Source organism: Streptomyces canus (assembly GCF_041435015.1).
In the GTDB taxonomy this organism is placed as follows: domain Bacteria; phylum Actinomycetota; class Actinomycetes; order Streptomycetales; family Streptomycetaceae; genus Streptomyces; species Streptomyces canus_G.
This window is the reverse complement of record NZ_CP107989.1, coordinates 645010-671235: the sequence shown is the minus strand read 5'-3', so window position 1 is coordinate 671235 and position 26226 is coordinate 645010. Positions and strand designations below refer to the sequence as shown.

The window sequence follows — 26226 nt, the reverse complement described above, 5'->3', positions numbered from 1 at the left end:
GCCTCCGGCAATCCCGTAAAGAACCTCTTCTGCTGGGTATTTCTGCCTCACCCCTAGACACGGTAACCGCCGGACTCATATAAATCCATCCGATGTCTCCTTGTGGCGCTATGCGAAGCAGAGTGTCCAGGCCGGCGTTCCGCTCGTAACTCCCTGCCCTCCCTTCCCCTTGACTCATGGAGCCGCACCCATGTCCTCAGCTCCCCTCAGCAGGCGCTCTCTGATGAAGGCCGCCGCCCTTGCCGGAGGAGTGGCGGCCTTCGGGCTGCCGCAGGCCTTGTGGCCCTCCACCGCCGAGGCGTACACCGTCGCGTCGAAGATGGACTGGTGGTACCAGGCCCGGTTCGGGATGTTCATCCACTACGGGTCGTACTCGCAGCTCGGCCAGGGCGAGTGGGCGTTCACCAACTCGCAGTGGAGCAAGGCGAACTACCAGACCCAGGTCACCCAGAACTTCAACCCCAGCCAGTTCAACGCCGCCCAGATCGCCGAGCTGGCCAAGAACGCCGGCATGAAGTACCTCGTGATCACCGCCAAGCACCACGAGGGCTACGCGATGTGGGACTCCAACGTCGCGGGCTTCAAGGACGCCACCGGCACCAAGCTGTACAACCTGCACGACTTCGGCGGGGTCCAGACCGACCCGTACATGAACCTCAAGAACGAGTGCGAGAGCCGTGGGATCAAGTTCTGCCTGTACTACTCGATCCTCGACTGGGACCACCCTTCCCAGACCGACCGCCACGACAATGGCCTGACGACCATGTCGTCGCAGGCCGCCCGCACCGCCTACATCGCCGACATGAAGGCGCAGCTTCAGGAACTGCTGGACCGCTACGACCCTGCACTGCTGTGGTTCGACGGCGACTGGTTCGGCGAGCCCTCCAGCCCCACCCTCGAGAACTGGTGGCTGGAAGCCGACGGCGTCGACCTCTACAACTGGCTGATGGCCCGCAAGCCCAACCTCATCGTCAACGAGCGGGTCAAGCGCGGGCACCGTCTCGGTGACTACGCGGTCGCGGAGTTCGGGATACCCGACGAGCCGATGAGCCGGCCGTGGGAGCGGTGCGTCACCATGAACGACGCCTGGGGCTACAACGCGGCGAAGGAGAACTCCTACCGATCCGTCAAGGACATCGTCCAGGAGCTCGTCACGGTGGTCTCCCGGGACGGCAACCTCCTGCTGAACATCGGTCCCAAGGGCGACGGCTCGGTCACCGCGGGATCCCAGACCGTCCTGAACGGCCTGGCCTCATGGATGTCGACGCACAGCGACAGCATCCACGGCACCAGCGGCAGCCCGTTCGCCACCGAACCCTCGTGGGGGAAGCTCACCAAGAAGAACGGCAAGCTCTTCGCCCATGTCTTCACCTGGCCCACGAACGGCCAGCTGCGGATCCCGAGGACGGACAACACGATCAGCCGCGTCTATCTGCTGAACGACCCCTCGGTCTCGCTCTCGTACACCGTCACCGACCAGATCAACGTCACCGTGCCGGCCACCGCGCCGAACGCCACCCTCCCCGTGGTGTGCGTCGAGGTCCAGGGCATGCCCACGAGGGTCTCACCTTCGGTGTTCCAGAACGTCGACTACCAAGGTGCCCGCGGCGTTCTCCAACTGGGCAGCTACACCTCCTCGCAGCTGTCCGCCGCCGGCCTGGGGGCCGCACAGGCCTCCTCCGTCCTGGTGCCCGACGGCTTCCAGGTGATCGGCTACTCAGGCGACAACTTCACCGGCACCGCCTGGACGTTCACCTCGAACGCCGCCGACCTCCGGACGACCGGCAACAACGACGCCATCGCCTCACTGAAGGTGACGTTCAACCCGGCCACGTACTTCCGCCTGGGCAACGTCACGAGCGGCCTGGTGCTGGACAGCGGCGGCAGTTTCTCCAGCGGCTCGAACCTGAAGCAGTGGGAGATCGTGGACAACGCCAACGTCCAGTGGCAGGCGATCGAACTCGGGAACGGCTACTACCGGCTCGTCAACCGCACCAACGGCCTGGCCGCCGACGGCTGGGGCGCCACCACCAACGGCGACCCGGCCCGGCAGGCACCCTGGAACGGCGGCACCAACCAGCAGTGGCAGATCACCCACCGCGGTCAGGGCCGGTACTCGATCGCCAACCGCACCACGGGACTGGTCCTCGACGGCGGCGGCATGGTCGCCGAAGGGGCCGTGGTCAAGCAGTGGACGTGGCAGGACAGCACCAACCTGATGTGGACGTTCAAGGCTTGATCCAAAAACAGTAGGGGGGTACTTCCTCAAGGCCGCCGACGGGCTCGCCCCGGAGGCCTACCAGAAGGGTCTGCGACAGGCGCACGAGGACCTGCTCGCCGACCCGGCCGGGCCCGCCCGGTACGTGCGCGGCCACAACTGGCACACGGCCCTCCCCGGGGACGCCATGGCCGCATACGTCGGAGGCACCTCGGAGCAGCCCGCGTACGACACCTACTCCGCGCTGTGGTTCGAGGAGGCGGAGGCGCTGACCGGCTTCCGCGCCTGGCAGCAGGACTTGGCCGGGCACGCGGACAAGCACGGTGCGCCCTTCCGGCCCTCTCTGTCCTTCTTCCTCCTCACCCGCGAGGTGGTGACCACGGCGGCGGGCTGGGGCACGGCCCCGCCTCACCCGCGGAGTGTCACTGGATCGTCCAGAGCTGGTTGGTCTGGTTCAGCGGTGTCCACTGGTCGAGCGCTGCCCCGTTGGTGGTCGCGCCGCCTGAGACCTCCAAGGCCTGCTTGGTCTCGAAGTTGCGGATGACGTATCCGCTGTCGGCCGACTCGAAGTACCAGAGCTGGTTGTTGCCACCGTTGTAGGTGTACTGGACGGCCGCGGCACCCTTGCCGTGGGAGCCGTTGCGGACATCCAGGACCTTGCCGCTGTTGCGGTTGACGATCTTGTAGAGGTTGCCGCTGACCCGCACGATGTTCCACTGCTGGTTGGTGCCCGAGTTGCCCTGCCACTGGATCACGGCGGCGTCGTCCGTGGTCGCAGCCTGGTAGACGTCGGCCAGCAGACCGCTGTTGACGTTCTTGATCGTGTAGTTCGTCGACGGGTTGAAGGATGGCGCGGTGCCCGAGTTCTCCAGCGCGGTGCCGGCCTGCTGCACGCTGAAGTCGTCGATGTAGAAGTAGGCGCCGTCGGTCTTGGCGACGCGCACGTACCGGAACTTCTGTCGTGCGTCGATCTTGGCGGTCAGCGTCGAGGTGTACGGGAGGGTCGCGCCGTCCTGGCGTCCCAGGACCGTGTAGTCGGCGAAGGCGGGGTCGTTGGAGCCGCGTATCTCGAAGTTGCTGCGGGTTTCGGGCTGGTCGATGTCCTGGCGGGTGGTGAACGAGAACTGGCCGAGTCGGTACGCACTGCCGAGGTCGACCTGCCACCAGGCCGAGGTGTCGCTCCCCGTGGGGGACCAGCCGGTCGTCGGGTCGTTGTCATTGGCCTTGGCCGGTGCCCAGGTGGAGCTGTAGACGGAGGACGCGGAGGTCGTCTTGCCGTAGGCGAGATTGATCTTCGCCGACAGTCCTCGGTAGGCCGACTGCAGACCCGAGGCCTGCATCACCGCGGTTCCGGTGGTCGTGTTGTTGGAGAGGGTGACGCCCGGGCCGTTGGCGTTCTGGTGGGTGAAGCCGTCGGTGTGCGACAGGACGTTGTTCGCCACCGTCATGTTGCTCGAGCCCTCGTCGAGATAGATGCCGGCCACGGACGAGGAACACGCGGTGGGCGTGCGGACCACATCGTGGATGTAGTTGTTGTTGATCACCGTGCCGGGGTCGTTGGAGAGGTGGTAGATGGCTGCCGCGTCGCACAGTTGGTTCATCACGTTGCCGATGCGGTTGTAGCTGACGGAGTTGTCGCCCTCCGCGTTGGCGGCCGACTGCCAGCCCCAGCCCAGGGAGATCGCGGCCCACGGGGAGTCGGAGATGTCGTTGTGGTCGATGGTGGTGCCGTGCACGAAGCCCGCGTTGATGCCGGCGGTGCCGTAGTAGTCCTCACCGGTGCGGTTGATCAGGTTGTTGGTGACGCTGACACCACTGACGACCTCGCGTGCGTCCTCGCCCGCGGGTGAGGTGGGCGGGTTGTACACGGTGTGGTACTCGACGTTGGGATCCGAGAACTTGCCCACCATGATGCCGTTGCCCGCGATGTCCTGGACGACGTTGCCGGTGACGGCGGAGTTGTGGACGCCGTGGTGCAGGTCCAGGGCGGTCGAGCCCATCTGGGTGAAGGTGTTGCCGGTGAAGGACAGGTTGTCGGCCTTGGCAGTGTAGACACCGGCCGGCGGGCGGTTGACGTACTGGTGGTTGCTGGTGTCGGCGGAGATGTTGTAGTTGCCGCCCTGGGCGTTGAGCAGGCCGTTGTTGCCGGCCTCGGTCCAGTTGGTTTGGGTGAAGGTGATGCCGGAGAACTGCAGGTTGTGAACAGGGGAGCTGAGGCTGTCGCCCTGGATGTTGAAGAGGGTCTGCAGTGTCGGGACCTGCACGGTGGCGGACGACATGGTCTCCCCTGGCCGGGGGAGGTAGTAGAGGGTCTGCGCGTCCTTGTCGAGGTAGAACTCACCGGGCTCGGTGAGGAATTCATGGGCGTTCTCGAAGTGCAGGGGAGAGCCGTTGGACAGCAGCGGATACGGTCGCTGGAAGAGGATGCCGGCCTCGTGGTCCTGGATCGAGATGTTCGCCATGCCACCGCTGTTGGTGTACGACTTCAGCCGCAGGTAGTTCTCGGCCCACTGCAGTTGCAGCACCATCTCGACCCGGTCGAAGTGGTTCCAGCTCGTGACCTGGGAGCTGAGGACCTTCAGTAGCTTGGCCGTCTTGTCGCTGCCCTGCAGTTGGAAGTTGGAGCCGACGTCCGGGTAGCGGGCGCGCGTGGCGCGCACGCCGTTGACGTAGAGCTGCCGGAAGTCGAGGGCGCCGACCGATGCCTTGTACTCGCCGTTGGCGGCCGTGGTCCAGCCGGTGATGGTCTTGGCGCTGGAGACGACCGGGGTCTCGGAGCCGTACGCCTTGTAGATGACGTTGTGGCCATTGGTGCCCGAGTCGGCGGTGGTGAAGTCGACCTGGCTGGTGAGGGGGTACGTGCCCCCGCGCAGGTTCACGACGATGTCCCCGGACATGGCCGAGTTCACCGCGCGGACCGCGTCGCGGGCCTTGGTGATCGTCTTGAACGCTGCTGACGTACTGGTTCCCGAATTGCTGTCACTGCCGTTTGCGGGGTCCACATAGAAGCTGGTGTCGGCCGCGTGCGCCGCCTGTGCGGGCAGGACGACGGCGGTTGCGACCAGAAGGGTCTGCAGTAGTCCCACGATGAGTCGTGCGGGTCTCATGCTGTTGTTCTCCTTACCTTGTTGCGCGCCTCGGCGCCGGGAGCCCCGTGCGCCGACGGCGTTCTACGAGGGGCACTGGCCCCCGGCGCCCCGGTCCGGCCATGGCGTGGCGGAAGATGCTGTGATTGCGCACGTGGGCGCGGTGCAGAGCGGCTTCGATGCCGGGTCCCACGGCAGCGTGGACGCGGAGATACCCCCGCCACGAAGGCTGGTGCCGGGACCCATCGGGAGGTCGCCGCCTGATACGGCGGTCAGGATGGTCGGCTTCCTTGTGGCCATGAGTACTCCACTGCGTTGTGTGCGCCCTGAGGAGAGGGGTGGGGTCGGCAGTCGAAGAAATTAGGCGCTCTATTGCGACCATGGTCAAGAGGATGTGCAGGCACAATTTTCGAGAGTCAGGCAACTTTGATGATGTTTTGTGAGGCTTTGTGAGGTATTCCCGTGCCTCGCAGAGGCCGGAGCATCGGATTCGCTGAACGCTTCCTCAAAATGAGTACGATTCATTGTGAAGGCGGAGGGTCTGTACTATGTCGAGTTGCAGCGGGGATGGGTGACGCAGCGAGGACGACGACTTCCACGTCGGCGTCGCGGCGGCCTCGCACAACGCGATCGGTATGCCCGGCCGGTCGGATCGGGCGGCTCGCGCCGCACCCCGGCCGCGGTCCCGGGTGTCCTGTTCCCGCCGACGCCCTCCGAAAGGAACGCCGGTCCGAAACAACACAACCACGCCGACAGGGCTTCCTGCGCGACGTGGTGCGTTCGAGTACTGCAGGCAGCCGTTCACTGTCATGTGTGCCGCCTCCGAGAAGCCGACGCCGAGGACGATCCGCTCGGGTCAGCCGCCGGGGTCGACGGCTTCAAACCGAGACTCGGCCTGTTCCTGCCTCGGGGTGCGGGAGGTCAGTCGACGATCGCTCGCGTCGGGTCGTCGGTCAGGCTGCTGGCCAGCCACTGCTCCACGGCCGTGATGTGGACGGTCGCCGCGGCAGTGGCGAGCAGGGCGTCACGTGACTGGAGCGCGCTGAGGATCTGCTCGTGGTCGTCGTGGGCGTTGTTGAGGGCGTGATCGGCCTGGCTGCCGCGGACGATGCGGACACGCTGGGTTCGGGTGGAGAGCACCTGCAACAGCATCGACAGCACGGGGTTGCCCACGGCTTCGACGATCCTGAGGTGGAAGGCGATGTCGTGGGCGACGAACTCCTCGACGGTGGTCACGGTCCGGGACCGGTCGAGGATGTTGCGCAGTTCCTGGAGGTCCTTCTGCTTCAGCAGCGCGGCGGCCAGCCCTGTCGCCTGCGGTTCGAGCAGGCGGCGTACCTGGAGCAGTTGCAGAGCCGTGTGGCCCTGGGAGACATCGGCGGCGAAGGAGAGGCTTTCCAGCAGGAGGTGGGGCTCCAGGCTGGAGACGTACGTGCCGTCGCCCTGCCGGGTGATCAGGATCCGCATGGCGGTGAGCGCCCGGACGGCTTCGCGCAGGGAGTTCCGCGACAGACCGAGCTGTCCCGCGAGGTCCTCCTCCTTGGGCAGTCGGGAGCCGGGTGCGAGTTCGCCGGCGACGATCATCGCCTTGATCTTGTCGATCGCCTCGTCCGTGAGTGCCACGAGGGTGCCTCTCTGAGTGGGGGGAGTGCCGGCCGGCGGCTCCGCCGAGTGTGCCCCGGGGCGGGCGGAGCCGCCGATCCGCGCGTGGCTATTCCTGCTTCTCGCCGGAAGCGAACCGGGAGATGATCAGCGCGACGATGATGATGGCCCCGTTGAGGAACTGGTTCCACAGCGGAGGTACGCCTGCCAACGTCATGACGTTCACGACCAGTTGGAGGGTCAGCACACCGGTGAGCGCGCCGAACACGGAGCCCTTGCCGCCGTTGAGGCTGACGCCGCCGATGACGGTCGCGGCGAAGACCTGGAAGATCCAGCCGCTGCCCTGGGTGGCGGAGATGGAGCCGTAGTGGCCGCTGTAGAGGATGCCGGCGAACGCGGCGAGGACGCTGCCGGCGATGAGGACGATCCACACGATGCGGTCGACGCGGATCCCGGCGGTGCGTGCGGCCTCCGAGTTGCCGCCGATCGCGTACAGCGCCCGGCCGTGCCGGAGCCAGGCCAGGGCGCCGCCGCCGATGCCGAAGAGCAGCGCGCACACCCAGATGGCTGCGGGCATGCCCAGCCAGGACGCCTTGCCCAGGTAGGTGAAGGAGGAGGGCAGCTCCACGATGGACTGGCCCTCGGAGAGGGCGACCTGCAGCCCGCGGAGCATGGTCAGGGCACCGAGGGTGACGATGAAGCCGTTGAGGCGCAGCTTGAGGATGAGGAAGCCGTTGACGGCGCCGATGAGGGCGCCGACCAGCAGACAGAGCGGGACCGCCGTCCACTCGGGGAGGAGACCGAGTCCGTTGAACCGCCCACCGCTGGTCGGCAGCACGAGCCAGACGGCGATGACGGGGGCCACACCGATGGTGGACTCCAGGGACAGGTCCATCCGTCCGCTGATCAGGATGAAGGTCGTGGCGAGGACCAACAGGCTGAGCTCGGTGGACTGCTGGAGCACACCGATGAGGTTGTCGGAGGTGAGGAAGGCCGGCGAGACGATGAACCCGATCAGGCCCAGGACGAGGATCGCCGGGACCAGGGACAGTTCACGGAAGCGCCCGAGGTCGACCCGGCGGCGCGTGGCGTCCGCGGCGGCCGGCTCGGCCGGACTCACTGCGGGCTCGGTGAGATCTGTGGTGGCGGACATGACTACCTTCCGTGCTCGTCTGCGCCGGATGAGGCGGGTACGGCGGATTCGGGGAACGTGGTGGCGCGGGTCGCCTCGCCGGAGACCCCTTCGATGGCGGCGACGAGGTCCTCGTCCTTCCAGCCGTGGTCGAACTCGGCGACCACGCGTCCGTGGAACATGACGACGACCCGGTCGCAGACCTTCAGGTCGTCCAGTTCGTCGGAGACGATCAGCGCGGCCTTGCCGACGTCCGCGACCTGCCGGATGCGGCCCAGGAGGAACTCCTTGGACTTGACGTCCACGCCGTTGGTGGGGCGGATGGCCACCAGCACGTGAGGGTCGGTGGCCAGGGCGCGGGCGACGACGACCTTCTGCTGGTTGCCGCCGGAGAGGGCGGAGACCGGGGTGGCGGCTCCCGGCGTCTTGATGTCGAGGTCCCGGATCATGCGTCCGGCGAACGCCTTGGTACGGGCGGGCAGCACCGTGCCGAACGGGCCGAGCTGGGCGGTGACGGTCAGCGTCGCGTTCTCCGCCACGCTGCGGTTGTTCACCAGCCCCTGGAGGTGGCGGTCCTCGGGGACGAGACCGACTCCGGCAGCGAGCGCGGAGGGCACGCTGCCGGTGCGTACGGTCCTGGCGCCGACCGTGATGCGTCCGTCCTTGGCGCGGTGCAGACCGGCGATGGCCTCACCCACCTGCACATTGCCGCTCGCCGTGGCGCCGGCCAGCCCGACGACCTCGCCGGAGCCGACCGAGAGGGAGATGTCCTCGCAGACACCGGGCAGTGTCAGGCCGTCGATCGTCAGGAGTTGCGCGGAGTCGGACCGCGGGGCGGGACGCTCGCCGGCGGTGGCGGTGATCTTGGAGGCCGACTCGCCGGTCATGGCCTCCACCAGCGCCTGGTGACCGAGTTCGGTGACGGGGGCGGTGAGGATGTGGCCCGCGTCGCGGTAGACCGTGACCGTGGTGCAGAGGTCGTAGACCTCTTGCAGGTGGTGGGAGATGAACAGGAAGGCGACACCCTGGCGCTGGAGTTCGCGGAGCTTTTCGAAGAGCCGGTCGATGCCGCGGGCGTCGAGTTTGGCGGTCGGCTCGTCGAGGATGATGAAGCGCGCACCGAAGGACAGGGCCCGCGCGATCTCCACGAACTGCCGCTGTTCGACGGTGAGGTCCTTGGCCCGCGCGGCGGGGTTGACGGCCACGCCGTACTCCGCGAGCAACTCCTCGGCTCGTCGGCGCAGTTGCCTCCAGCGGATGGGCTGCACCGCCCCGGCGCTCTGCCGGTTCAGGAAGAGGTTCTCGGCGACGGTCAGGTCACCGATGATGGTGGAGCGCTGATACACACAGGCGACCCGGGAGCGCCAGGCGTCGATGTCGCCGAAGGCGGGCGCCGGCTCGCCGGAGAAGCGCAGGGTTCCGGTGTCGGGCTGCTGGAGTCCGGTGAGGATGGACACGAGGGTCGACTTGCCGGCGCCGTTGCGTCCGACCAGGGCGTGGGACTCGCCCGGGGCGACGGTGATACGAGCGTCGCGCAGTGCGACGGTCGCGCCGAATCGTTTGCTGATGCCGGTCGCCTCGGCCACCGGGGCCGGGGTGCCGGGGCCGGTCGGCGGGGTGGTCGCGGTGTCCGCCATGGTGGATACCGTCCTTCGTGTACGGAGGCTGGGGCCGAGGGGCGTGGGTGTGCACCCGGGGCGGGGTGCGGCGGGCTGCGCGTCGGGGACGGGGGGCTCCGTTCCCCGACGCGGCGGGCGGACGCTGTCGGTCGTCAGCCGACGTTGTTGCCCCACAGCGACTTGTCGTCGACGGTGTCCTTGGTGACCAGGGGCGCGGGCAGCTGGTCCTCCAGGCCGTTGGGAAGCTTGATGATGGTGGAGTCGTGGTCGGTCTTGCCCGGCTGGAAGGTCTTGCCCTCGGCTGCGGCCTTGGCGTAGTACAGCGCGTACTTGGCGTAGAGGTCGGCGGGCTGGGAGATCGTGGCGTCGATCTGGCCCTTGCGGATGGCGTCGAACTCCTGTGGGATGCCGTCGTTGGAGACGATGCTGATGTGGCCCTTCTGCCCGGCGGGCTTGAGCAGGCCCTTCTGCTCCAGCAGGGCCAGGGTCGGCTGCAGGAAGACGCCGCCCGCCTGCATGTAGATGCCGTTCAGGTCTGGGTGCTGGGCGAGCAGGCTCTGCAGCTTGGCGGAGGCCACGTCGCCCTTCCAGTCGGTGGGCAGCTCGAACACCCTGATCTTCGGGAACTTCGTCTTCATGCACTCCGCGAAGGCCTCGGAGCGGTCGCGTCCGTTGATCGAGTCCAGCGCGCCCTGGAACTCGGCGACCTTGCCCTTGCCGCCCAGCTGCTTGCCGAGGAACTCGCAGGCCTTGGTGCCGTAGGCCCGGTTGTCGGCGCGGACCACCATGTACACGTCGCCCTTGTCGGGTCTGGTGTCGACGCTGACCACCGGGATCTTCTTCGACGCGAGGGTGTCGAGGGTGGAGGCGATGGCACCGGTGTCCTGCGGGGCCATGACGACGGCCTTGGCGCCGGTGTTCTGGAACACCTGCACGTTGGCGACCAGCTTGGTGACGTCGTTCTGCGAGTTGCTGATCGGCAGGGCCTTGATGCCGTCGGTCTTGATGTCCTTGTCGACGTACTGCGCGTAGGAGTTCCAGAAGTCGGAGTCCGAGCGCGGCAGGTCGATGCCGATGGCGGGCTTGCCGCCGTCCGAGGCGACCGAACCGGTGCTTTCGCGGTTGCACGCGGTGGCGAGGGCCAGTACCGCGAGGACGGTGGTGGCTACCGCAGCGGTGGAGCGGGTGCGAGCGAGCTTCATGGCCGTGTTCTCTCCTTAGCCAGGGCACGGGGCCGCAGGGCGAGGGTGGGAGGGGACGAACCTGCCTGCGGGGGAGGGCGAGGTCGCGCCGGATGGGAGGTGCAGATCCGGAGCGGAAGCGCGCGGATCATGCCCGGCAGGGTCGGAGGTGAGGGTGAGTCAGGGGGCCCGAGGACCGGAGGCGAAGCGGTGCACGAATGCGAGCCGAACGGTCGCATGGGCCGATGCGACCATTCCTCCGATGTATCTCGGGACGTCGAGGACGTTACGACGACGTTGCCGAGGTTGACAAGAGTTCGCCGCCAGAGAATTGCGGGACGGGGCGTCCTGGGTCGAGGAGGTCGCCTCCCCGGCGTCGGGAGCTTGCGTCGGCGCCTTGCGTGACCTGTGTGTTCGTGGCCTGCGCAGGGGGCGGGCGATGCGCTGCGGTAACTCACGATTCGGCAACGGGGCGGCGGTCTGGGTCGGCGGGCCGAGGCAGGCGGGGCGTCTCAAGGGGGGCCGTGTCACCCCGTATGAGCCAGTGACATGCTCGCTAGCCGCGGTTCCATCTGGGATGGAGCCCCTCTGGCTCTCCTCTGGATTCATCGGATGGTGTGGCGCGTATCGGCTCCGTGGCCATGCGTGAGCTTGGGAGATCTGCGCGCGTGAGGGCTTGACTGGCCAAGCCGAGGAAATACATCCGAGGAATTCTTGTCAGGTGTGGATCTCGGCATCTATGGTCACTGTGCCGCCATACATCCGATGACTGTCGACGCGGATACGTGAGAGCCGGAACGGTCCGTTCCCTCGCACGCCGGCGGCTCCGGCTCAACGGCCGACCACCCCTCAGACGAATCCCGCATGGCAAGGGAGCTCCCCCAGTGAAACTGCTACGAGTCGGCGCCCCCGGTGAGGAGCGGCCCGCCGTCCGCACCGACGACGGCCGGCTGCTGGATCTGTCCTCCGTGACTCCGGACATCAACGGCGTTTTCCTCGCCTCCGGGGGAGTCGACCGGGCTCGTGCGGCCGTCGCGGCCGGAGAACTGCCCGAGCTCGAACAGGACGGCCTGCGGGTAGGCGCACCCGTCACACGCCCCGGCAAGGTCATCTGCGTCGGTCTCAACTACCGCGACCACGCCGCCGAGACCGGCGCCGCGATCCCGCCGCGCCCGGTGGTGTTCATGAAGGACCCGGGCACGGTCGTCGGCCCGAACGACCAGGTGCTCATCCCCCGCGGCTCGGTCAAGACCGACTGGGAGGTCGAGCTGGCGGTCGTCATCGGCCGGCGGGCCCGCTACCTCGACGGCCCCGAGGACGCGCGGGCCGTGATCGCGGGCTACGCGATCAGCCATGACGTCTCGGAGCGGGAGTTCCAGCTGGAGTACTCGCCGCAGTGGGACCTGGGCAAGTCCTGCGAGACCTTCAACCCGCTCGGCCCGTGGCTGGTCACCGCCGACGAGGCCGGCGACCCGCAGAACCTCGGCCTGCACCTGAGCGTCAACGGCGTGAAGCGGCAGGACGGCCACACCAGCGACATGATCTTCGCCGTCGACCACATCGTGTCGTACCTGAGCCAGTACATGGTCCTGGAGCCCGGCGACGTCATCAACACCGGTACGCCCGCGGGCGTGGCCCTCGGCCTTCCCGGCACTCCCTTCCTGCGCCCCGGCGACACCGTCGAGCTCTCCGTCGACGGCCTCGGCAGCCAGCGCCAGACCTTCGCCCAAGCGTGAAAGGCAGCACCCCCTTGACTGCGACACCCGTACGGATCACCGCCGTCGACACCTACGACGTCCGCTTCCCCACCTCCCGGGAACTGGACGGCTCGGACGCGATGAACCCGGATCCCGACTACTCCGCCGCCTACGTGGTGCTGCGCACCGACGCCGGCGACGGACACGAAGGCCACGGCTTCACCTTCACCATCGGACGCGGCAACGACGTCCAGGTCGCCGCGATCGACGCGCTGCGGCCCCATCTCATGGGCCGTGGTGTCCAGGAGCTGTGCGCCGACCCCGGTTCCCTCAGCCGCGACCTGATCGGCGACAGCCAGCTGCGCTGGCTCGGCCCCGAGAAGGGCGTGATGCACATGGCGATCGGCGCCGTGGTCAACGCCGTGTGGGACCTGGCCGCCAAGCGGGAGGGCAAGCCGCTGTGGAAGCTGCTCGCCGACGCCGCCCCGGAGTGGCTGGTCTCCCAGGTCGACTTCCGTTACATCGCCGACGCCCTCACCCCCGAGGACGCTCTCACCCTCCTGCGCGAGGGCCGCACAGGTCTCGCCGAGCGTGAGGCGGTCCTGCGGGAGCGCGGTTACCCGGGCTACACCACCTCCCCGGGCTGGCTCGGCTACTCCGACGACAAGCTCACCCGGCTGGCCAAGCAGGCCGTCGCGGACGGCTTCACCCAGATCAAGCTCAAGGTCGGCGCCGACGTCGACGACGACATACGGCGCCTGCGCACCGCCCGTGCCGCCGTCGGCGACGACATCCGCATCGCCATCGACGCCAACCAGCGCTGGAACGTGGACGAGGCGATCGAGTGGACCAAGGCGCTCGCCGAGTTCGACCCCTACTGGATCGAGGAGCCCACCAGCCCCGACGACATCCTCGGCCACGCGACGATCCGCAAGGCCGTCGCCCCCGTGAAGGTCGCGACCGGCGAGCACGTGCAGAACCGCATCGTCTTCAAGCAGCTCCTCCAGGCCGGCGCCCTCGACGTCCTGCAGATCGACGCGGCGCGCGTCGGCGGCGTCAACGAGAACCTCGCGATCCTGCTGCTCGCCGCGAAGTTCGGCGTGCCGGTGTGCCCGCACGCCGGCGGAGTGGGCCTGTGCGAGCTGGTGCAGCACCTGTCGATGTTCGACTACCTGGCGCTGTCCGGCACCACCGAGAACCGGGTCATCGAGTACGTCGACCACCTCCACGAGCACTTCACGGTGCCCGTGGTCATCAGGGACGGCCACTACACCGCGCCCCTCGCGCCGGGCTTCTCGGCCACCATGCACGAGGAGTCCATCACCGAGTTCCGCTATCCGGACGGCGCGTTCTGGGTGGCCGACCGCGCCGCGCAGGAGGAGGCGGCATGACCGCTCTGTCAGGACTCAGGGCCGTCGTCACCGGCGGCGCGTCCGGCATCGGGCTCGCCACGGCCCGCGCACTGGCGGCGCAGGGCGCGGCGGTGGCCGTGCTCGACCTCGATCCGGACGGCGCCGGCGCACCGCTGCTCGGTTTCAAGGCCGACGTCAGCGACGACGCCTCCGTGCGTGCCGCCGTGGACGCGGCGGTGACGCGGCTCGGGGGTATCGACATCCTCGTCAACAACGCGGGCGTCGGGGCGGTGGGCACCGTCGAGGACAACACCGACGAGCAGTGGCACCGCGTCCTGGACGTCAACGTCCTCGGCATCGTCCGTACCACCCGCGCCGCCCTGCCCCACCTGCGTCGCTCCGCGCACGCGTCCGTCGTCAACACCTGCTCCATCGCGGCCACCGCGGGACTGCCGCAGCGCGCCCTGTACTCCGCCAGCAAGGGCGCCGTACTGTCGCTCACCCTGGCGATGGCCGCCGACCACGTCCGTGAGGGCATCCGGGTCAACTGTGTGAACCCCGGCACGGCCGACACCCCCTGGGTGTCCCGGCTGCTGGACGCCGCCGACGACCCGGAGGCCGAGCGCGCCGCCCTCGACGCCCGCCAGCCGATGGGCCGTCTGGTGACCGCCGAGGAGGTGGCGGCCGCCATCGTCTACCTGGCGAGTCCGGCCGCGGCGTCCGTCACCGGCACCGCGCTCGCGGTGGACGGCGGCATGCAGGGACTGCGGCTGCGCCCGGTGGACCGGCCGTGAGGACCACCGCGTTGGGCGGCACCGCGGTACCGGTCTCGGAACTGGCGCTGGGCTGTGCCGCCCTCGGCAACCTCTTCCACCCGGTCACCGACGAGGCCGCCCAGGCCACCGTGGACGCGGCCTGGGACGCCGGAATCCGCACCTTCGACACCGCGCCCCACTACGGACTCGGCCTGTCGGAACGGCGGCTCGGCGCCGCGCTGCGGGACCGCCCCCGTGACACCTACACCCTCTCCACCAAGGTGGGCCGGCACCTTGTGCCGCATCCGGGGGGTGGCGTGGGCGACGACCTCGCCCACGGCTTCGCCGTCCCGGCCACCCACCGCCGGGTCTGGGACTTCAGCGCCGACGGAGTGCTGCGCTCCCTGGAGGCCAGCCTGGAACGCCTCGGCGTCGACCGCATCGACGTGGCCCTGCTGCACGACCCGGACGACCACGCCGAGCAGGCGCTGCGCGAGGCGTACCCGGCGCTGGAGCGGCTGCGCGCCGAAGGCGTGATCGGAGCGATCGGTGTCGGGATGAACCAGTCCGCGCTGCCCGCCCGGCTCGTGCGGGAGACCGACATCGACGTGGTGCTGCTGGCCGGCCGCTACACCCTCCTGGAACAGGACGGGCTCACCGAACTGCTCCCGGAGGCGGCCGCCCGGGGCCGCAGCGTCGTTATCGGCGGGGTGTTCAACTCCGGGCTGCTGACGGCTCCCCGGCCCGGCGCCACGTACGACTACGCCCCCGCGCCCCAGCCGGTCCTCGACCGCGCGCTGCGCCTCCTCGCGGTCTGCGAACGCCACGGCGTGCCGCTGCGGGCCGCCGCGCTGCGCTTCCCGTTCGGCCATCCCGCGGTCGCGAGCGTCCTGACCGGCGCGCGGTCCCCGCTCGAGGTCCGCGACACGGTCGAACAGCTGCGGCGCCCGATTCCGGACGCCCTGTGGGACGAACTGCGCGCCGAGGGCCTGCTGGACCCGGGCGTCCCCGTCCCCGCCGGCACACGCGTAGGGGGAGCCATGCCGCCGAAGGAACCCTCATGAAGGTCGCCCTGCACACCAAGGTCCGCGCCGACCGCATCGAGGAGTACGACGCCGCGCACCGGGAGGTGCCCAAGGAACTCGCCGCCGCCATCCGCGCCGCGGGCGGGAGTGAATGGACGATCTGGCGCAGCGGAACGGACCTGTTCCACGTACTGGAGGTCGAGGACTACCAGGCGATGATCGCCGAACTCGACGAGCTGCCCGTCAACATCGCCTGGCAGGCCCGGATGGCCGACCTGCTCGACGTCGTCCACGACTACTCCGCGCAGGGTGCGGACGCCTCGCTGCCGGTGGTGTGGCGGCTGTGACCCGGGCGGAGACCCGTCCGCGACCAGAACTGGATCAGCGGGGCCGCACTCGCCCCGCTGCGGCGCGACTTCACCCTCGCCGACCTGGCACCGGTGGCCCGCGGCGCCGGTTTCACCGCCACGGTGCTGGTTCGGACGCTCACCGTGCCGGAGGAGACCCCGGAGTCTCTGGCCCTGGCCGCGGAAAGCGACCGGGTCGCCGGAGTCGTCGGCTGGAGCGACCCGACCGCGCCCGCAGGGCGAGTCGGACCCGCGCCGGCTCGTCCGTTCCGACGTACCGCGCGGCCTTGCCGCGGTCGCGGAGGCGGGACTCGTCCACGGCCTCGTGGTCCGGCCCCACCGACGCGCGGCGGCCGTCGAGGTCGCGCAGCAACTGCCCGGCCTCACGTTCGTCCTCGACCACCTCGGCAAGGCGCCCGTCGCCTCGGGTGAACTCGCCCCGTGGGCACCGCAGATCCGGCGCCTGGCCGCCCTCCCCAACATTGTCTGCCAACTCTCCGGCACGGCCACCGAAGCCGACTGGATCTCGTGGACTCACCGCGGCTCTCGTGCCGTGTGCCGACACCCTGCTCGACGCCTTCGGACCGCGGCGGCCGATGGCCGGGTCCGACTGGCCGGTCTGCCCACTCGCCGCCAGCTATGCCGAAGTGATCGCCGTAGCAAGCGAGTTGACGGCCGGACTCGCCCCGGCCGAGCGCCACGACGTCTTCACCGCCCCGGCCGTGCGGACCCGCCACCTGCCCGTCCCCGCACCGCCGGCCCCGCACCAGGAAACCCCATGCGCATAGCCCTCTTCATCACCTGCTTCAACGACACGATGTTCCCCCGCACCGGACGCGCCGTGACCGAACTCCTGGAACGGCTCGGCCACACCGTGGAGTTCCCACAGGGCCAGACCTGCTGCGGCCAGATGCACTTCAACACCGGATACCGCCCCGAGACCCTGCCCATGGTCCGCCGCTTCGCCGAGGTCTTCGCGGGCTACGACGCGGTCGTGGCCCCCTCCGGGTCCTGCGCGGGCATGGTGCGCGACCACCACCGCGTGGTGGCGGCCCAGTACGGCGACTCCGCCCTCGCCGAGGCGGTCGAGCAGGTGGTCCCGACGGTGTACGAGCTGTCGGAACTCCTCGTAGACGTCCTGGGCGTCACCGACGTCGGCGCCTACTTCCCGCACCGCGTCACCTACCACCCGACCTGCCATTCGCTGCGGATGCTCCGCGTCGGCGACCGTCCGCTCCGGCTGTTGCGTGCCGTGAAGGGCATTGACCTGGTCGAACTGCCCGACGCGGAGTCCTGCTGCGGCTTCGGCGGCACCTTCGCGCTGAAGAACGCGGACGTGTCCAACGCGATGCTCGCCGACAAGATGCGCCATGTGCAGGACACCGGCGCCGAGATCCTGTCCGCCGGAGACAACTCCTGCCTGACCCACATCGGCGGCGGCCTGTCCCGGCTCCGTACCGGGGTCGGCACGATGCACCTGGCCGAGATCCTGGCCGCCACGGAAGGGGACGTACGGTGACCGGTGCGGACAACGTCGTATGGCTGGGCACTCCGGCCTTCCCCGAGGCGGCGCGCTCCGCGCTCGCCGACTCCCGGCTGCGGACGAACCTGCGCCGCGCGACCGGCACCATCCGGGACAAGCGCCTGGCGGTCGCCGCCGAGTTGGAGGACTGGGAGGAACTGCGGGAGACAGCCGCGGCGATCAAGCGTCACACCCTGCGCCATCTCGACCACCATCTCCTGCGCCTGGAGAAGGCGGTGACCGCCGCCGGGGGAGTGGTCCACTGGGCGGCGGACGCCGCCGACGCCAACCGCATCGTCACGTACCTGGTGAAGCAGACCGGTGCGGACGAGGTCGTCAAGGTCAAGTCGATGGCGACTCAGGAGATCGGCCTCAACGAGGCGCTCGCGGACGCGGGCATCCGTGCCTACGAGACCGATCTCGCCGAACTCATCGTGCAGTTGGGCGGCGACCGTCCCTCGCACATCCTCGTGCCGGCCATCCACCGGGGCCGCTCCGAGATCCGGGAGATCTTCCGGCGCGAGATGGGGGAGTGGGGCAGGCCCGCCCCCGAGGACCTCACCGACGAGCCCCGAGACCTCGCCGAGGCGGCCCGGCTGCATCTGCGGGAGAAGTTCCTGCGCACCAAGGTCGCCGTCTCCGGCGCCAACTTCGCGGCCGCCGACACCGGCACGATCGCGGTGGTGGAGTCGGAGGGCAACGGGCGGATGTGCCTGACCCTGCCGGAGACCCTGATCACCGTCATGGGCATCGAGAAGGTCCTGCCGTCCTTCGCCGACCTGGACGTGTTCCTCCAGCTCCTGCCCCGCTCGTCGACCGGTGAGCGGATGAACCCGTACACCTCGCTGTGGACCGGCGTCACCGAGGGCGACGGCCCTCAGCACTTCCATCTGGTGCTCCTCGACAACGGCCGCACCGCCACCCTCGCCGACGAGGTGGGCCGCCAGGCCCTCGCCTGCATCCGCTGCTCGGCCTGCCTCAATGTCTGCCCGGTGTACGAGCGCACGGGGGGCCATGCCTACGGTTCGGTCTACCCCGGGCCGATCGGCGCCGTCCTGACCCCGCAGCTCGTCGGCATCGAGAACGCTGCCTCGCTGCCCTTCGCCTCGACCCTGTGCGGGGCCTGTTACGACGCCTGCCCCGTGAAGATCAACATTCCCGAGGTGCTGGTCCACCTGCGCGCCGAGGCCGTGGAGGCCAAACGCCGGGGCCGGCTGCTTCCCACGACCGAGGGACTCGCCATGAAGGCAGCGGGCGTTGTCCTGGGCTCACCGCGGCGGCTGGCCGCCGTGCAGCGCCTGGCCGCCGTCGGAGCCCGGCTGGTGGCCCGTGACGGCCGGATCGGCGCCCTGCCCGGTCCGTTCGCCCGCTGGTCCGGCACCCGGGACACCCCGGCGCCGGCCCGCGAGTCCCTGCGCGCCTGGTGGCGCCGTACGAGAACACCGACGAATGACGACGCCCGTACGGCGGCGGAGGGGGAGGGGCGACGATGAGCGGCCGCGAGAGTGTCCTGAGCGCGATTCGGGAAGCGCTGTCCGGGGTTCCCGGTTCCGAGCGCGCCGACGACGTGCCCCGTGCGCCCGTCCAGCGCGTCGACCACGCGGGACCTGACGTCGTCGCGCTGTTCGCCGAGCGTGCCGCCGAGTACCGCGCCACCGTGGTCCGTGTCCCGGCCGCCGATGCCGCGGCCGCGGTCGGTCGTGCACTGGTCCGCACCGGCGCACGGTCCCTGGTGGTGCCGTACGGGCTTCCCGAGGACCTGGTTCCGTCGGGGCCCTGGTCCCTGCTGACGGATGTCCCGTCGCTGACGGTCGGGCAACTCGACGCGGCGGACGCCGTGGTCACCACTGTCGCCACCGCCATCGCCATGACCGGCACCGTGACGCTCGACCATGGTCCGGGCCAGGGGCGGCGGATCCTGACCCTGCTTCCGGACCAGCACATCTGTGTGGTCAGGGCGGACCAGATCGCTCCCGACGTACCCGAGGCACTGGTGCTGCTCGACCCCTGCCGTCCGTCGACGCTGATCTCCGGCCCCTCGGCCACCAGCGACATCGAACTGGACCGTGTCGAGGGCGTGCACGGGCCCAGGACGCTCGACATCGTCGTGGTCGAGGACGCGTAGCCGGTGTCGCCGTGCCCCCTTTTCGGCCCCTGATCAGCCCTCAATAGACATCCTATGTATATTTCCCTCGGGTTTAAGGGGTGAGGTCATGAACAGGGATTATCTGAATTCTCTTCCCGTACTCTAGACGCAGCGTGCCTAGATGGCTGTTAATACATCCGATGTTCATGCGAGCCGCTTGAGCCTCCCTCCCCCAGGCCCTCACCCTCCAGGAGCCGCACGATGTCCTCCGCTCCCCTCAGCAGGCGTTCCCTCATCAAGGCCGCGGCCCTCGCCGGCGGTACCGTGGCGTTCGGTCTGCCTCAGGCTTTGTGGCCCGCCACGGCCGAGGCGTACTCCGTCGACGCGAAGATGGACTGGTGGTACCAGGCCCGGTTCGGCATGTTCATCCACTTCGGGTCCTACTCCTACCTCGGGCGCGGTGAGTGGGCGTTCAGCGCCGACACCAATCCTTTGTGGACCAAGGCCGGCTATCAGAGCCAGGTCACCCAGAACTTCAACCCGAACGCCTTCAACGCGGCCACCATCGCCCAGCTGGCCCAGAACGCGGGCATGAAGTACCTCGTCATCACTGCCAAGCATCACGAGGGCTACGCGATGTGGGACTCCGACGTCCCGGGCTTCAAGGACGCCACCGGCACCAAGCTGTACAACCTGCACGACTTCACCAACTTCCAGCCCGACCTGCTGGCCCAGCTGAAGACCGAGTGCGAGAGCCGGGGCATCAAGTTCGGGCTCTACTACTCGATCCTCGACTGGAACCACCCCTCCCAGACCATCGACCGCCCGAACTACTACTCCGACATGTCGTCGCTGTCCGCCCGCACGGGCTACATCAACGACATGAAGGCCCAGCTGCAGGAACTGCTGAACCGCTACGACCCGGCCGTTCTGTGGTTCGACGGCGACTGGTACGGCAACCCCTCCACCCCCGACCTCGACCAATGGTGGGGCCAGGCCGACGGCAAGGATCTCTACGACTGGCTGATGGCCCGCAAGCCCAACCTCATCGTCAACGAACGCGTCAAGCGGGACCACGGTCTCGGTGACTACGCGGTCGCCGAGTTCGGGATCCCCGACGCGCCGCTGGACCGTCCGTGGGAGGCCTGCGCCACCATGAACGACGCCTGGGGCTACGTCTCGTGGAAGGAGAACCAGTACCGCTCGGTCCAGACCATCATCCGGGAGATGGTCACCGTCGTCTCGCGGGACGGCAACTACCTGCTCAACATCGGCCCCAAGGGCGACGGCAGCGTGACCGCCGGATCCGTGACCGTTCTGAACGGCATGGGCTCCTGGATGGCCACCCACGGCGACAGCATCCACGGCACCAGCGGCAGCCCCTTCGCCACCGACCCGTCCTGGGGCAGGGTCACCAAGAAGAACGGCAAGCTCTTCGCCCACGTCTTCGACTGGCCCACGGGCGGCACCCTGCAGATACCGGCGGTGTACAACACGATCAACCGCGTCTACCTGATGAACAACCCCGCCACCAACCTCAACTACTGGGTCAGCGGCGGGCAGATCAACGTCAGCGTCCCGAGCACAGCGCCCAACGCGAACGACTCCGTGGTCTGCGTGGAGGTCAACGGCATGCCGGCCGTCCTGGCAGGCGGTGTCTACCGGCTGATCTGCGCCCAGAGCGGCAAGGCGCTCGACAACGGCAACATCGGCAACGACGGCAGCCCGATCATCCAGTGGACCGCCAACGGCGGCTCGCCGCAGCAGTGGACGGTCACCGACCTGGGCCACGGCTACTACAAGCTGGTCTGCGTCCGCAGCGGCAAGGCCCTCGACGACAACAACAGCACCTCCGACAGCGGGGTGATGGTGCAGAGGACCGACAACGGCAGTCACCAGCAGCAGTGGGCCGTCACCGCGCTCGGCAACGGCGCGTTCCGGCTCATCAACCGGCACAGCGGAAAGGCGCTGGACAACGCCAACAACGGCGCGGACAACACCCAGGTCATCCAGTGGACCCCCAACGGCGGCGCCCCGCAGCAGTGGAACATGGCCAAGGTCGGCTGAGCCGCCGCGCAGACCTCCGTGCTCCCACCCAGGGACCCCCGGGTGGGAGCACGCGGTCGTCACAGGATCCGAAAAAAGGCGGCAACCTTTTCGCCACCCGCGGCCACTGAGCAGTGCAAGACCGACACGCTCTTCCGAACGGATGAACATGCAAGAGACACGCCAGGCCGCGCGACAGCGCAGGCGCAGACGCCGGCTGATGGTGGGCAGCACCGCGGGGTTGGTCGTCACGGGTCTTCTCGTCTGCCTGGCCATGACGATGCGACCGGACCGCGAGGTGGACGCCGGGCGGGCCGCGGCCACGGCCGTCGCCAACTCCCAGGAGACGGACCCGTCGTCGTCGCCGGCCGCGAAGAAATCCCCCACACCCTCTCCGTCCGCGGTCTCCGCGTCCCCCTCGGCCAAGGCCAAGAAGCCGAAGCCCTCCGCGTCCCCGTCGGCGGCGAAGCCGTCATCGGCCTCCCCGCGGAAGGCCCCCGCCGCGTCGTCCCTGGCCGGACGGATCCGGGGCAAGGTCACCTACCCCGGAGTCGCCACCGTCTACAAGGCCGGGGTCGGGGACGGTGCCTGCTCCTACGGTCCGAGCAGCGACATGATGATCGCGGCGATGAACACCACCGACTACGAGACCTCCAAGGCCTGCGGCGCATACGTGTTCGTCCGCGCGGCGAACGGCGCCACCGTCACGGTCCGGATCACCAACGAGTGCCCACTGCCCTGCGCGCCCGGGCAGCTCGACCTCAGCGAACAGGCCTTCGCCGAACTCGCTCCTGTCTCGACCGGCCGGCTCGCCGTCACCTGGAGCCTGGTGAGCCCCAGCTCGGTGGGGACGATCTCGATCCGCTACAAGGTCGGATCCAGCCCCTACTGGTGCGGCGTGCAGGCCATCGGCCATCGCAACCCGCTCGCCCGGCTGGAGGTCCGCACCGGCGGCGGCTGGCGCCAACTGGCCCGCACCGACTACAACTACTTCCTCTCGCCCGACGGCAGCGGGTGCGGCAAGGCGATCAGACTCACCGACATCTACGGAGAACAACTGACCGTCAACGGCGTCGCCTTGCGGCCGGACGTCGTGCAGTCGACGGGAGTCCAGTTCGCCCAGCACTGAGCCCGGTGTCGGGGTGACAGGCCCACGGAGCGTCCCGGTGCCGCAACCAGCTTGTACCGGGCTCGCCACCCGTGTGACGCCGGCCGGAAACGAGGCGACCTTCGCCTGGGTGGCGCCGTTGCCGCTGCCACCCAGGTCTTGAAGGCCAGCGGTTGTTGTCCCCCTTCTGTCAGAACATGGTGTTGTCGTTCTTGGAGGTGGGTGGGATCACTTGGAGAGCGTCCCAGTGTTCGACGATCTTGCCGCCTGCGTCGAAACGGAAGATGTCGATGCCGGCGTACTCCTCGTCGGGCCAGGTCTGGTGGCAGTGCAGGATCACGTGGTCGCCGTCGGCGAAGGCGCGTTTGACTTCCACCCGCTTGCCCGGGTACTCGGCGGCCATGCGCTCGAAGTAGTCGACGAACGCCTGCTTGCCGTCGCCGACGTGTGGATTGTGCTGGATGTAGGTGTCTCCGGCGTACTGCTCGATGGCGTCCGCGGGGCGGCACTGGTTGAACATCAGGTCGTAGAACGCCTGAGCCGTGGCCTTGTTCTTCTCCGGGTCGTTCATGATGCCACCGTAGGGTCGGGTGCCGGGTGCCGGGTGCCGGGTGCCGGGTGCCGGGTGCGGCACGGTGAGGGCGTCGAGCCGGTGGTCGGCCCCGGCGGGGATGGACAGGGCCCGGCCGGCGAGGTCGTCGGGGGTTTCGGGGTGGGTGGGGTTGACGCGCACGAGGCGTGCGTGGGCGATCTGGCGGGTGAGGTGTTCGCCCGGCCACCGGATGACGCCGGGGGTGTTGAATCCGGCGCCGAACTCCATGATGAGGAGGCGGGTGTCGGCACCGGTTCCCAGCCAGTCCTGGAGGCGGCGACCCGCGGGAAGATAGGGGGTGTCGACGAACTCGGGGCCGATGCGGACGTTGATCTCGACCTCGCCGGCGCAGTTCGGGCACCTGGGCAGAGGGCCGGTGACGGCACCGGAGACCGGGTCGTATGCGGCGAGGAGCTGGGCGACGAGGGGGCGGCTGTCGAAGGTGGTCGGGGTGCAGGGAGTCGTGCACTGGTAGCGGCCGTAGTCGCCCTGGGGGGTGAAGATCCGGTCGGGGTCGAAGCCGTTGCGGGCGAAGAGGGCGTCCACATCGGACGTCATCACCCAGTGGTCCTTGTCCTCCCGGAAGCGGTCTTTGTCGCCGTAGTCGTATCCGGCGGCTGCGCTGAGTCCCGCCCCTGCGGTGATCAGGACACGATCTGCCTCGCCGAGCCAGGTGCGGAGCGTGCCGGCGGCCGCTTCCAGGTCGAAGGCGGACTCGTTCATCGGGGCTGGTTCCGGGCCGTCGACGATGGGGCCGACGGTGTGCAGGACGTAGCGGGCGGCCAGGTGGTGGCCGCGGGTGATCTTGGCGGTGCCGGTCGGCTCCGGATGGCGCTGCAAGGACATGATCGTGTGGCAGTCGTCGCGCAGTCGGGGCCCGGCCGCGGCGTGGAGGGCGTTGTCGATGCACGGGTGCATCGGCCTGAAGCATCCGAGCAGGGCACTGTTGGCGGCGTTCACGACGGCGTCCGCTCCGAGGGTGGTGATGTCGCCCTGCCACAGCACCGTACGGTCAGCGGCGTGGTAGGCGGCATGGGGCAGCGTGTCGAGGACGGCGGGCAACGAGGTCGCATCGGTGATGCCGCGTGCCAGGCGTTCGCCGGCCAGGAGCGCGTCCAGCACCCGGGCGGCCTCGGTGGACAACGGGCCCGATTCCCGGACCGTCAGCAGGGAGCGCAGGAGCCGTCGGGCGGCGTCGTCGTCGATTCCGTCCACCGCGCCGGGGCGCAACCCGGCCTTGGCTGCCGCCGGTCGTCGGCCAGCAGAGCGAGAGCCTCGCGCACCAGGTCGGCGGCCCGGGCGTCCGGGTCGTGGCCGGCGTCGGGCCCGAACGGCTCGTCCAGAGCGACGGCGGCCCGGTCGGCGGCGAGCGGCAGCGGGGTCGGGTACACGGTGGTCCTCTACTGGCGGGAGGGGGCTATTCCGACCGTGCACTATTCCCTTCTTTCCTCTGTCCTGCCGGGGCCGAGGGACCAGATCACCTTCGGTCTGCGTCCGGGCTCGTCCCGGGCCGTCCGGCCTCGTTCGGGGCGGGGCGGGGCAGGAGGCAGGCTTCGGCGAGGCAGTCGGGCGCAACAGCCTCTTCCGGTGGAACCCGGCGGTAAGTCACGCGATCTCCTCACGGCGGCTGTGGTCGCCGTGAAGGTCAGCCCAGTCCTGGCAATGGCGGGTTTTCCCCATCGTGGGCGGGACTGTGGCTGCGTAAAGTCGCAGTGACTGATCACCGATCCAACTCGCTCCATACGGGGGAACTTCATGCGACGCCTACAGACGCGCGTCCTTGCAGCAGTGGCTTTGGCTGCTCTCACCGTCGGCGGGCTCTCCGCGTGCTCGGCCCTCGACCAGAAGACCTTCGAGGACGACGCCAAGGTGCCCCAGAACATCACCTCGATCCGTCTCGACAGCGGGGACGGCGGGGTGAAGGTGGACGCCTCGGCGGACATCTCAACGACCTCCGTGCACCGAAAGGTCAACTACCGTGGTGACAAGCCGAGTGGCACGTCCTTCAGCGTCGAGAACGGCGTCCTGACGCTCTCCGGCTGCGGCAAGAACTGCGGCGTCGAATACATCGTCAAGTTGCCCGCCGGTCTTCCGGTGACGGGAGGCACGTCCAACGGCAGCCTCACACTGACCGATGTCGGCACGGTCGACGTGCACACAAGCAACGGCGAGATCGCAGTGAACAGTGCGACGGGCCCGGTGAAGCTGCGCACGTCCAACGGTGACGTCAACGTCAAGGACGCCAAGGGCGGCGACATCGACACGCAGACGTCGAACGGCGAGGTGACGATCCAGACGGCCACCCCACAGAACATCAAGGCGCGCACGACCAGCGGCAGCCTCACGATCACGGCCCCGCCCGCCAAGTACCAGATCTCAGCGAACGACTCCCACGGCGACAAGAAGGTGGCGTTCAAGAACGACCCGTCGGGCAAGTACCGCTTGGATCTGTCGACAACGAACGGTGACTTGACTGTGGAGTCGGCAGGCTAGTGACCTTCTTCAGCGGCCACTGATCACGGCCTTTCGGTCACTGCTCTTTCGTCCACTCCGTTCTCGGACAGCTTCAGCTTCGGCTCGGGCGGCGAGGTACTCGGACCACCAAGCTGCAGCTCTCTTCGTGCCACGGCGGTACGAACCACCGGTGGACGCGGACCTGTTCCGAGCCGACGCACCGGCCGCGGTCCGCCCGCGGCCGGTGCGTCGGGTCAAACCTTGCGGTGGCGCCCTACCGTCCCGTCAGGAAGGAACGGCTTCCCGCTGGGCCGGCGCACGTCGGCTTCGTCGTCACCAACCAGGACGCGAGCACCTCGCGGCCTCCGGGGCGCGCCCGCCGGCAAGGCGGAATCAGGCGGGCC

19 protein-coding genes and 2 pseudogenes are annotated in these 26226 nt (G+C 68.9%); 14 read left to right on the top strand and 7 right to left on the bottom strand.

The window, feature by feature from the left end:
* The first annotated feature begins 190 nt into the window (after positions 1-190).
* Positions 191-2239, top strand: a complete 2049-nt coding sequence (locus OG841_RS03230) for an alpha-L-fucosidase (RefSeq protein ID WP_328642882.1) — start codon at positions 191-193, stop codon at positions 2237-2239.
* A gap of 49 nt (positions 2240-2288) precedes the next feature.
* A pseudogene (locus OG841_RS03225) lies at positions 2289-2489 on the top strand (EthD domain-containing protein); the annotation flags it as partial.
* 151 nt (positions 2490-2640) lie between these two features.
* On the opposite strand, the gene OG841_RS03220 reads toward OG841_RS03225, so the two are convergent.
* From OG841_RS03220 to OG841_RS03200, 5 genes are all read right to left on the bottom strand, one after another.
* On the bottom strand, positions 2641-5325 hold the full coding sequence (locus OG841_RS03220) for an RICIN domain-containing protein (RefSeq protein ID WP_371563228.1): 2685 nt from the start codon (positions 5323-5325) through the stop codon (positions 2641-2643).
* A gap of 900 nt (positions 5326-6225) precedes the next feature.
* A complete protein-coding gene (locus tag OG841_RS03215; protein ID WP_059203957.1) occupies positions 6226-6927 on the bottom strand; it encodes a FadR/GntR family transcriptional regulator in 702 nt (233 codons plus the stop codon).
* 88 nt (positions 6928-7015) lie between these two features.
* Positions 7016-8059, bottom strand: a complete 1044-nt coding sequence (locus OG841_RS03210) for an ABC transporter permease (protein ID WP_365116094.1) — start codon at positions 8057-8059, stop codon at positions 7016-7018.
* Between the two features lie 2 nt (positions 8060-8061).
* On the bottom strand, positions 8062-9675 hold the full coding sequence (locus OG841_RS03205; RefSeq protein ID WP_371563224.1) for a sugar ABC transporter ATP-binding protein: 1614 nt from the start codon (positions 9673-9675) through the stop codon (positions 8062-8064).
* A 134-nt stretch (positions 9676-9809) separates the two neighbouring features.
* A complete protein-coding gene (locus OG841_RS03200; protein ID WP_371563221.1) occupies positions 9810-10859 on the bottom strand; it encodes a sugar ABC transporter substrate-binding protein in 1050 nt (349 codons plus the stop codon).
* 863 nt (positions 10860-11722) lie between these two features.
* Between OG841_RS03200 and OG841_RS03195 the strand changes: the two genes are divergently transcribed.
* The 11 genes and pseudogenes from OG841_RS03195 (at position 11723) to OG841_RS03145 (ending at position 22797) form a co-directional block, all read left to right on the top strand.
* Positions 11723-12574 (top strand): fumarylacetoacetate hydrolase family protein, encoded by an 852-nt coding sequence (locus OG841_RS03195; RefSeq protein WP_371563217.1) that lies wholly within the window; start codon positions 11723-11725, stop codon positions 12572-12574.
* A 14-nt stretch (positions 12575-12588) separates the two neighbouring features.
* Positions 12589-13926 carry an L-fuconate dehydratase gene (locus tag OG841_RS03190; RefSeq protein ID WP_328642888.1) on the top strand — a complete coding sequence of 446 codons (1338 nt, stop codon included), beginning with the start codon at positions 12589-12591 and terminating at the stop codon, positions 13924-13926.
* Positions 13923-14681, top strand: a complete 759-nt coding sequence (locus OG841_RS03185; protein WP_328642889.1) for an SDR family NAD(P)-dependent oxidoreductase — start codon at positions 13923-13925, stop codon at positions 14679-14681. Before OG841_RS03190 ends, OG841_RS03185 begins: the two co-directional genes overlap by 4 nt.
* Entirely contained in the window at positions 14678-15706 is a 1029-nt protein-coding gene (locus OG841_RS03180) for an aldo/keto reductase (protein ID WP_328642890.1), read from the top strand. Before OG841_RS03185 ends, OG841_RS03180 begins: the two co-directional genes overlap by 4 nt.
* The gene (locus OG841_RS03175; protein WP_328642891.1) at positions 15703-16014 is read left to right on the top strand and encodes an L-rhamnose mutarotase; all 312 of its coding nucleotides are present in this window, start codon (positions 15703-15705) and stop codon (positions 16012-16014) included. The genes OG841_RS03180 and OG841_RS03175 overlap by 4 nt, the downstream gene beginning before the upstream one ends.
* A gap of 33 nt (positions 16015-16047) precedes the next feature.
* A pseudogene (locus OG841_RS03170) lies at positions 16048-16802 on the top strand (amidohydrolase family protein).
* Positions 16793-17533, top strand: a complete 741-nt coding sequence (locus tag OG841_RS03165; protein ID WP_328642892.1) for a (Fe-S)-binding protein — start codon at positions 16793-16795, stop codon at positions 17531-17533. Before OG841_RS03170 ends, OG841_RS03165 begins: the two are co-directional and overlap by 10 nt.
* Positions 17530-19029, top strand: coding sequence for a LutB/LldF family L-lactate oxidation iron-sulfur protein (locus tag OG841_RS03160; RefSeq protein ID WP_328642893.1), 1500 nt, complete (start codon positions 17530-17532; stop codon positions 19027-19029). Before OG841_RS03165 ends, OG841_RS03160 begins: the two co-directional genes overlap by 4 nt.
* Positions 19026-19661: a LutC/YkgG family protein gene (locus OG841_RS03155; RefSeq protein ID WP_371563207.1), complete on the top strand. Its 636-nt coding sequence runs from the start codon at positions 19026-19028 to the stop codon at positions 19659-19661. The genes OG841_RS03160 and OG841_RS03155 overlap by 4 nt, the downstream gene beginning before the upstream one ends.
* A 222-nt stretch (positions 19662-19883) precedes the next feature.
* Positions 19884-21689: an alpha-L-fucosidase gene (locus OG841_RS03150; protein WP_328642895.1), complete on the top strand. Its 1806-nt coding sequence runs from the start codon at positions 19884-19886 to the stop codon at positions 21687-21689.
* 148 nt (positions 21690-21837) lie between these two features.
* On the top strand, positions 21838-22797 hold the full coding sequence (locus tag OG841_RS03145) for an expansin EXLX1 family cellulose-binding protein (RefSeq protein WP_328642896.1): 960 nt from the start codon (positions 21838-21840) through the stop codon (positions 22795-22797).
* Positions 22798-22966: 169 nt separating this feature from the next.
* On the opposite strand, the gene OG841_RS03140 is transcribed toward OG841_RS03145, so the two are convergent.
* Both OG841_RS03140 and OG841_RS03135 read right to left on the bottom strand, forming a co-directional pair.
* Positions 22967-24583 carry a macro domain-containing protein gene (locus OG841_RS03140; RefSeq protein WP_371563203.1) on the bottom strand — a complete coding sequence of 539 codons (1617 nt, stop codon included), beginning with the start codon at positions 24581-24583 and terminating at the stop codon, positions 22967-22969.
* A complete protein-coding gene (locus tag OG841_RS03135) occupies positions 24532-24759 on the bottom strand; it encodes a hypothetical protein (RefSeq protein WP_371563200.1) in 228 nt (75 codons plus the stop codon). The genes OG841_RS03140 and OG841_RS03135 overlap by 52 nt, the downstream gene beginning before the upstream one ends.
* 397 nt (positions 24760-25156) lie before the next feature.
* Between OG841_RS03135 and OG841_RS03130 the strand changes: the two genes are divergently transcribed.
* Positions 25157-25861: a DUF4097 family beta strand repeat-containing protein gene (locus tag OG841_RS03130; RefSeq protein WP_328642898.1), complete on the top strand. Its 705-nt coding sequence runs from the start codon at positions 25157-25159 to the stop codon at positions 25859-25861.
* The last annotated feature ends 365 nt before the right edge of the window (positions 25862-26226 follow it).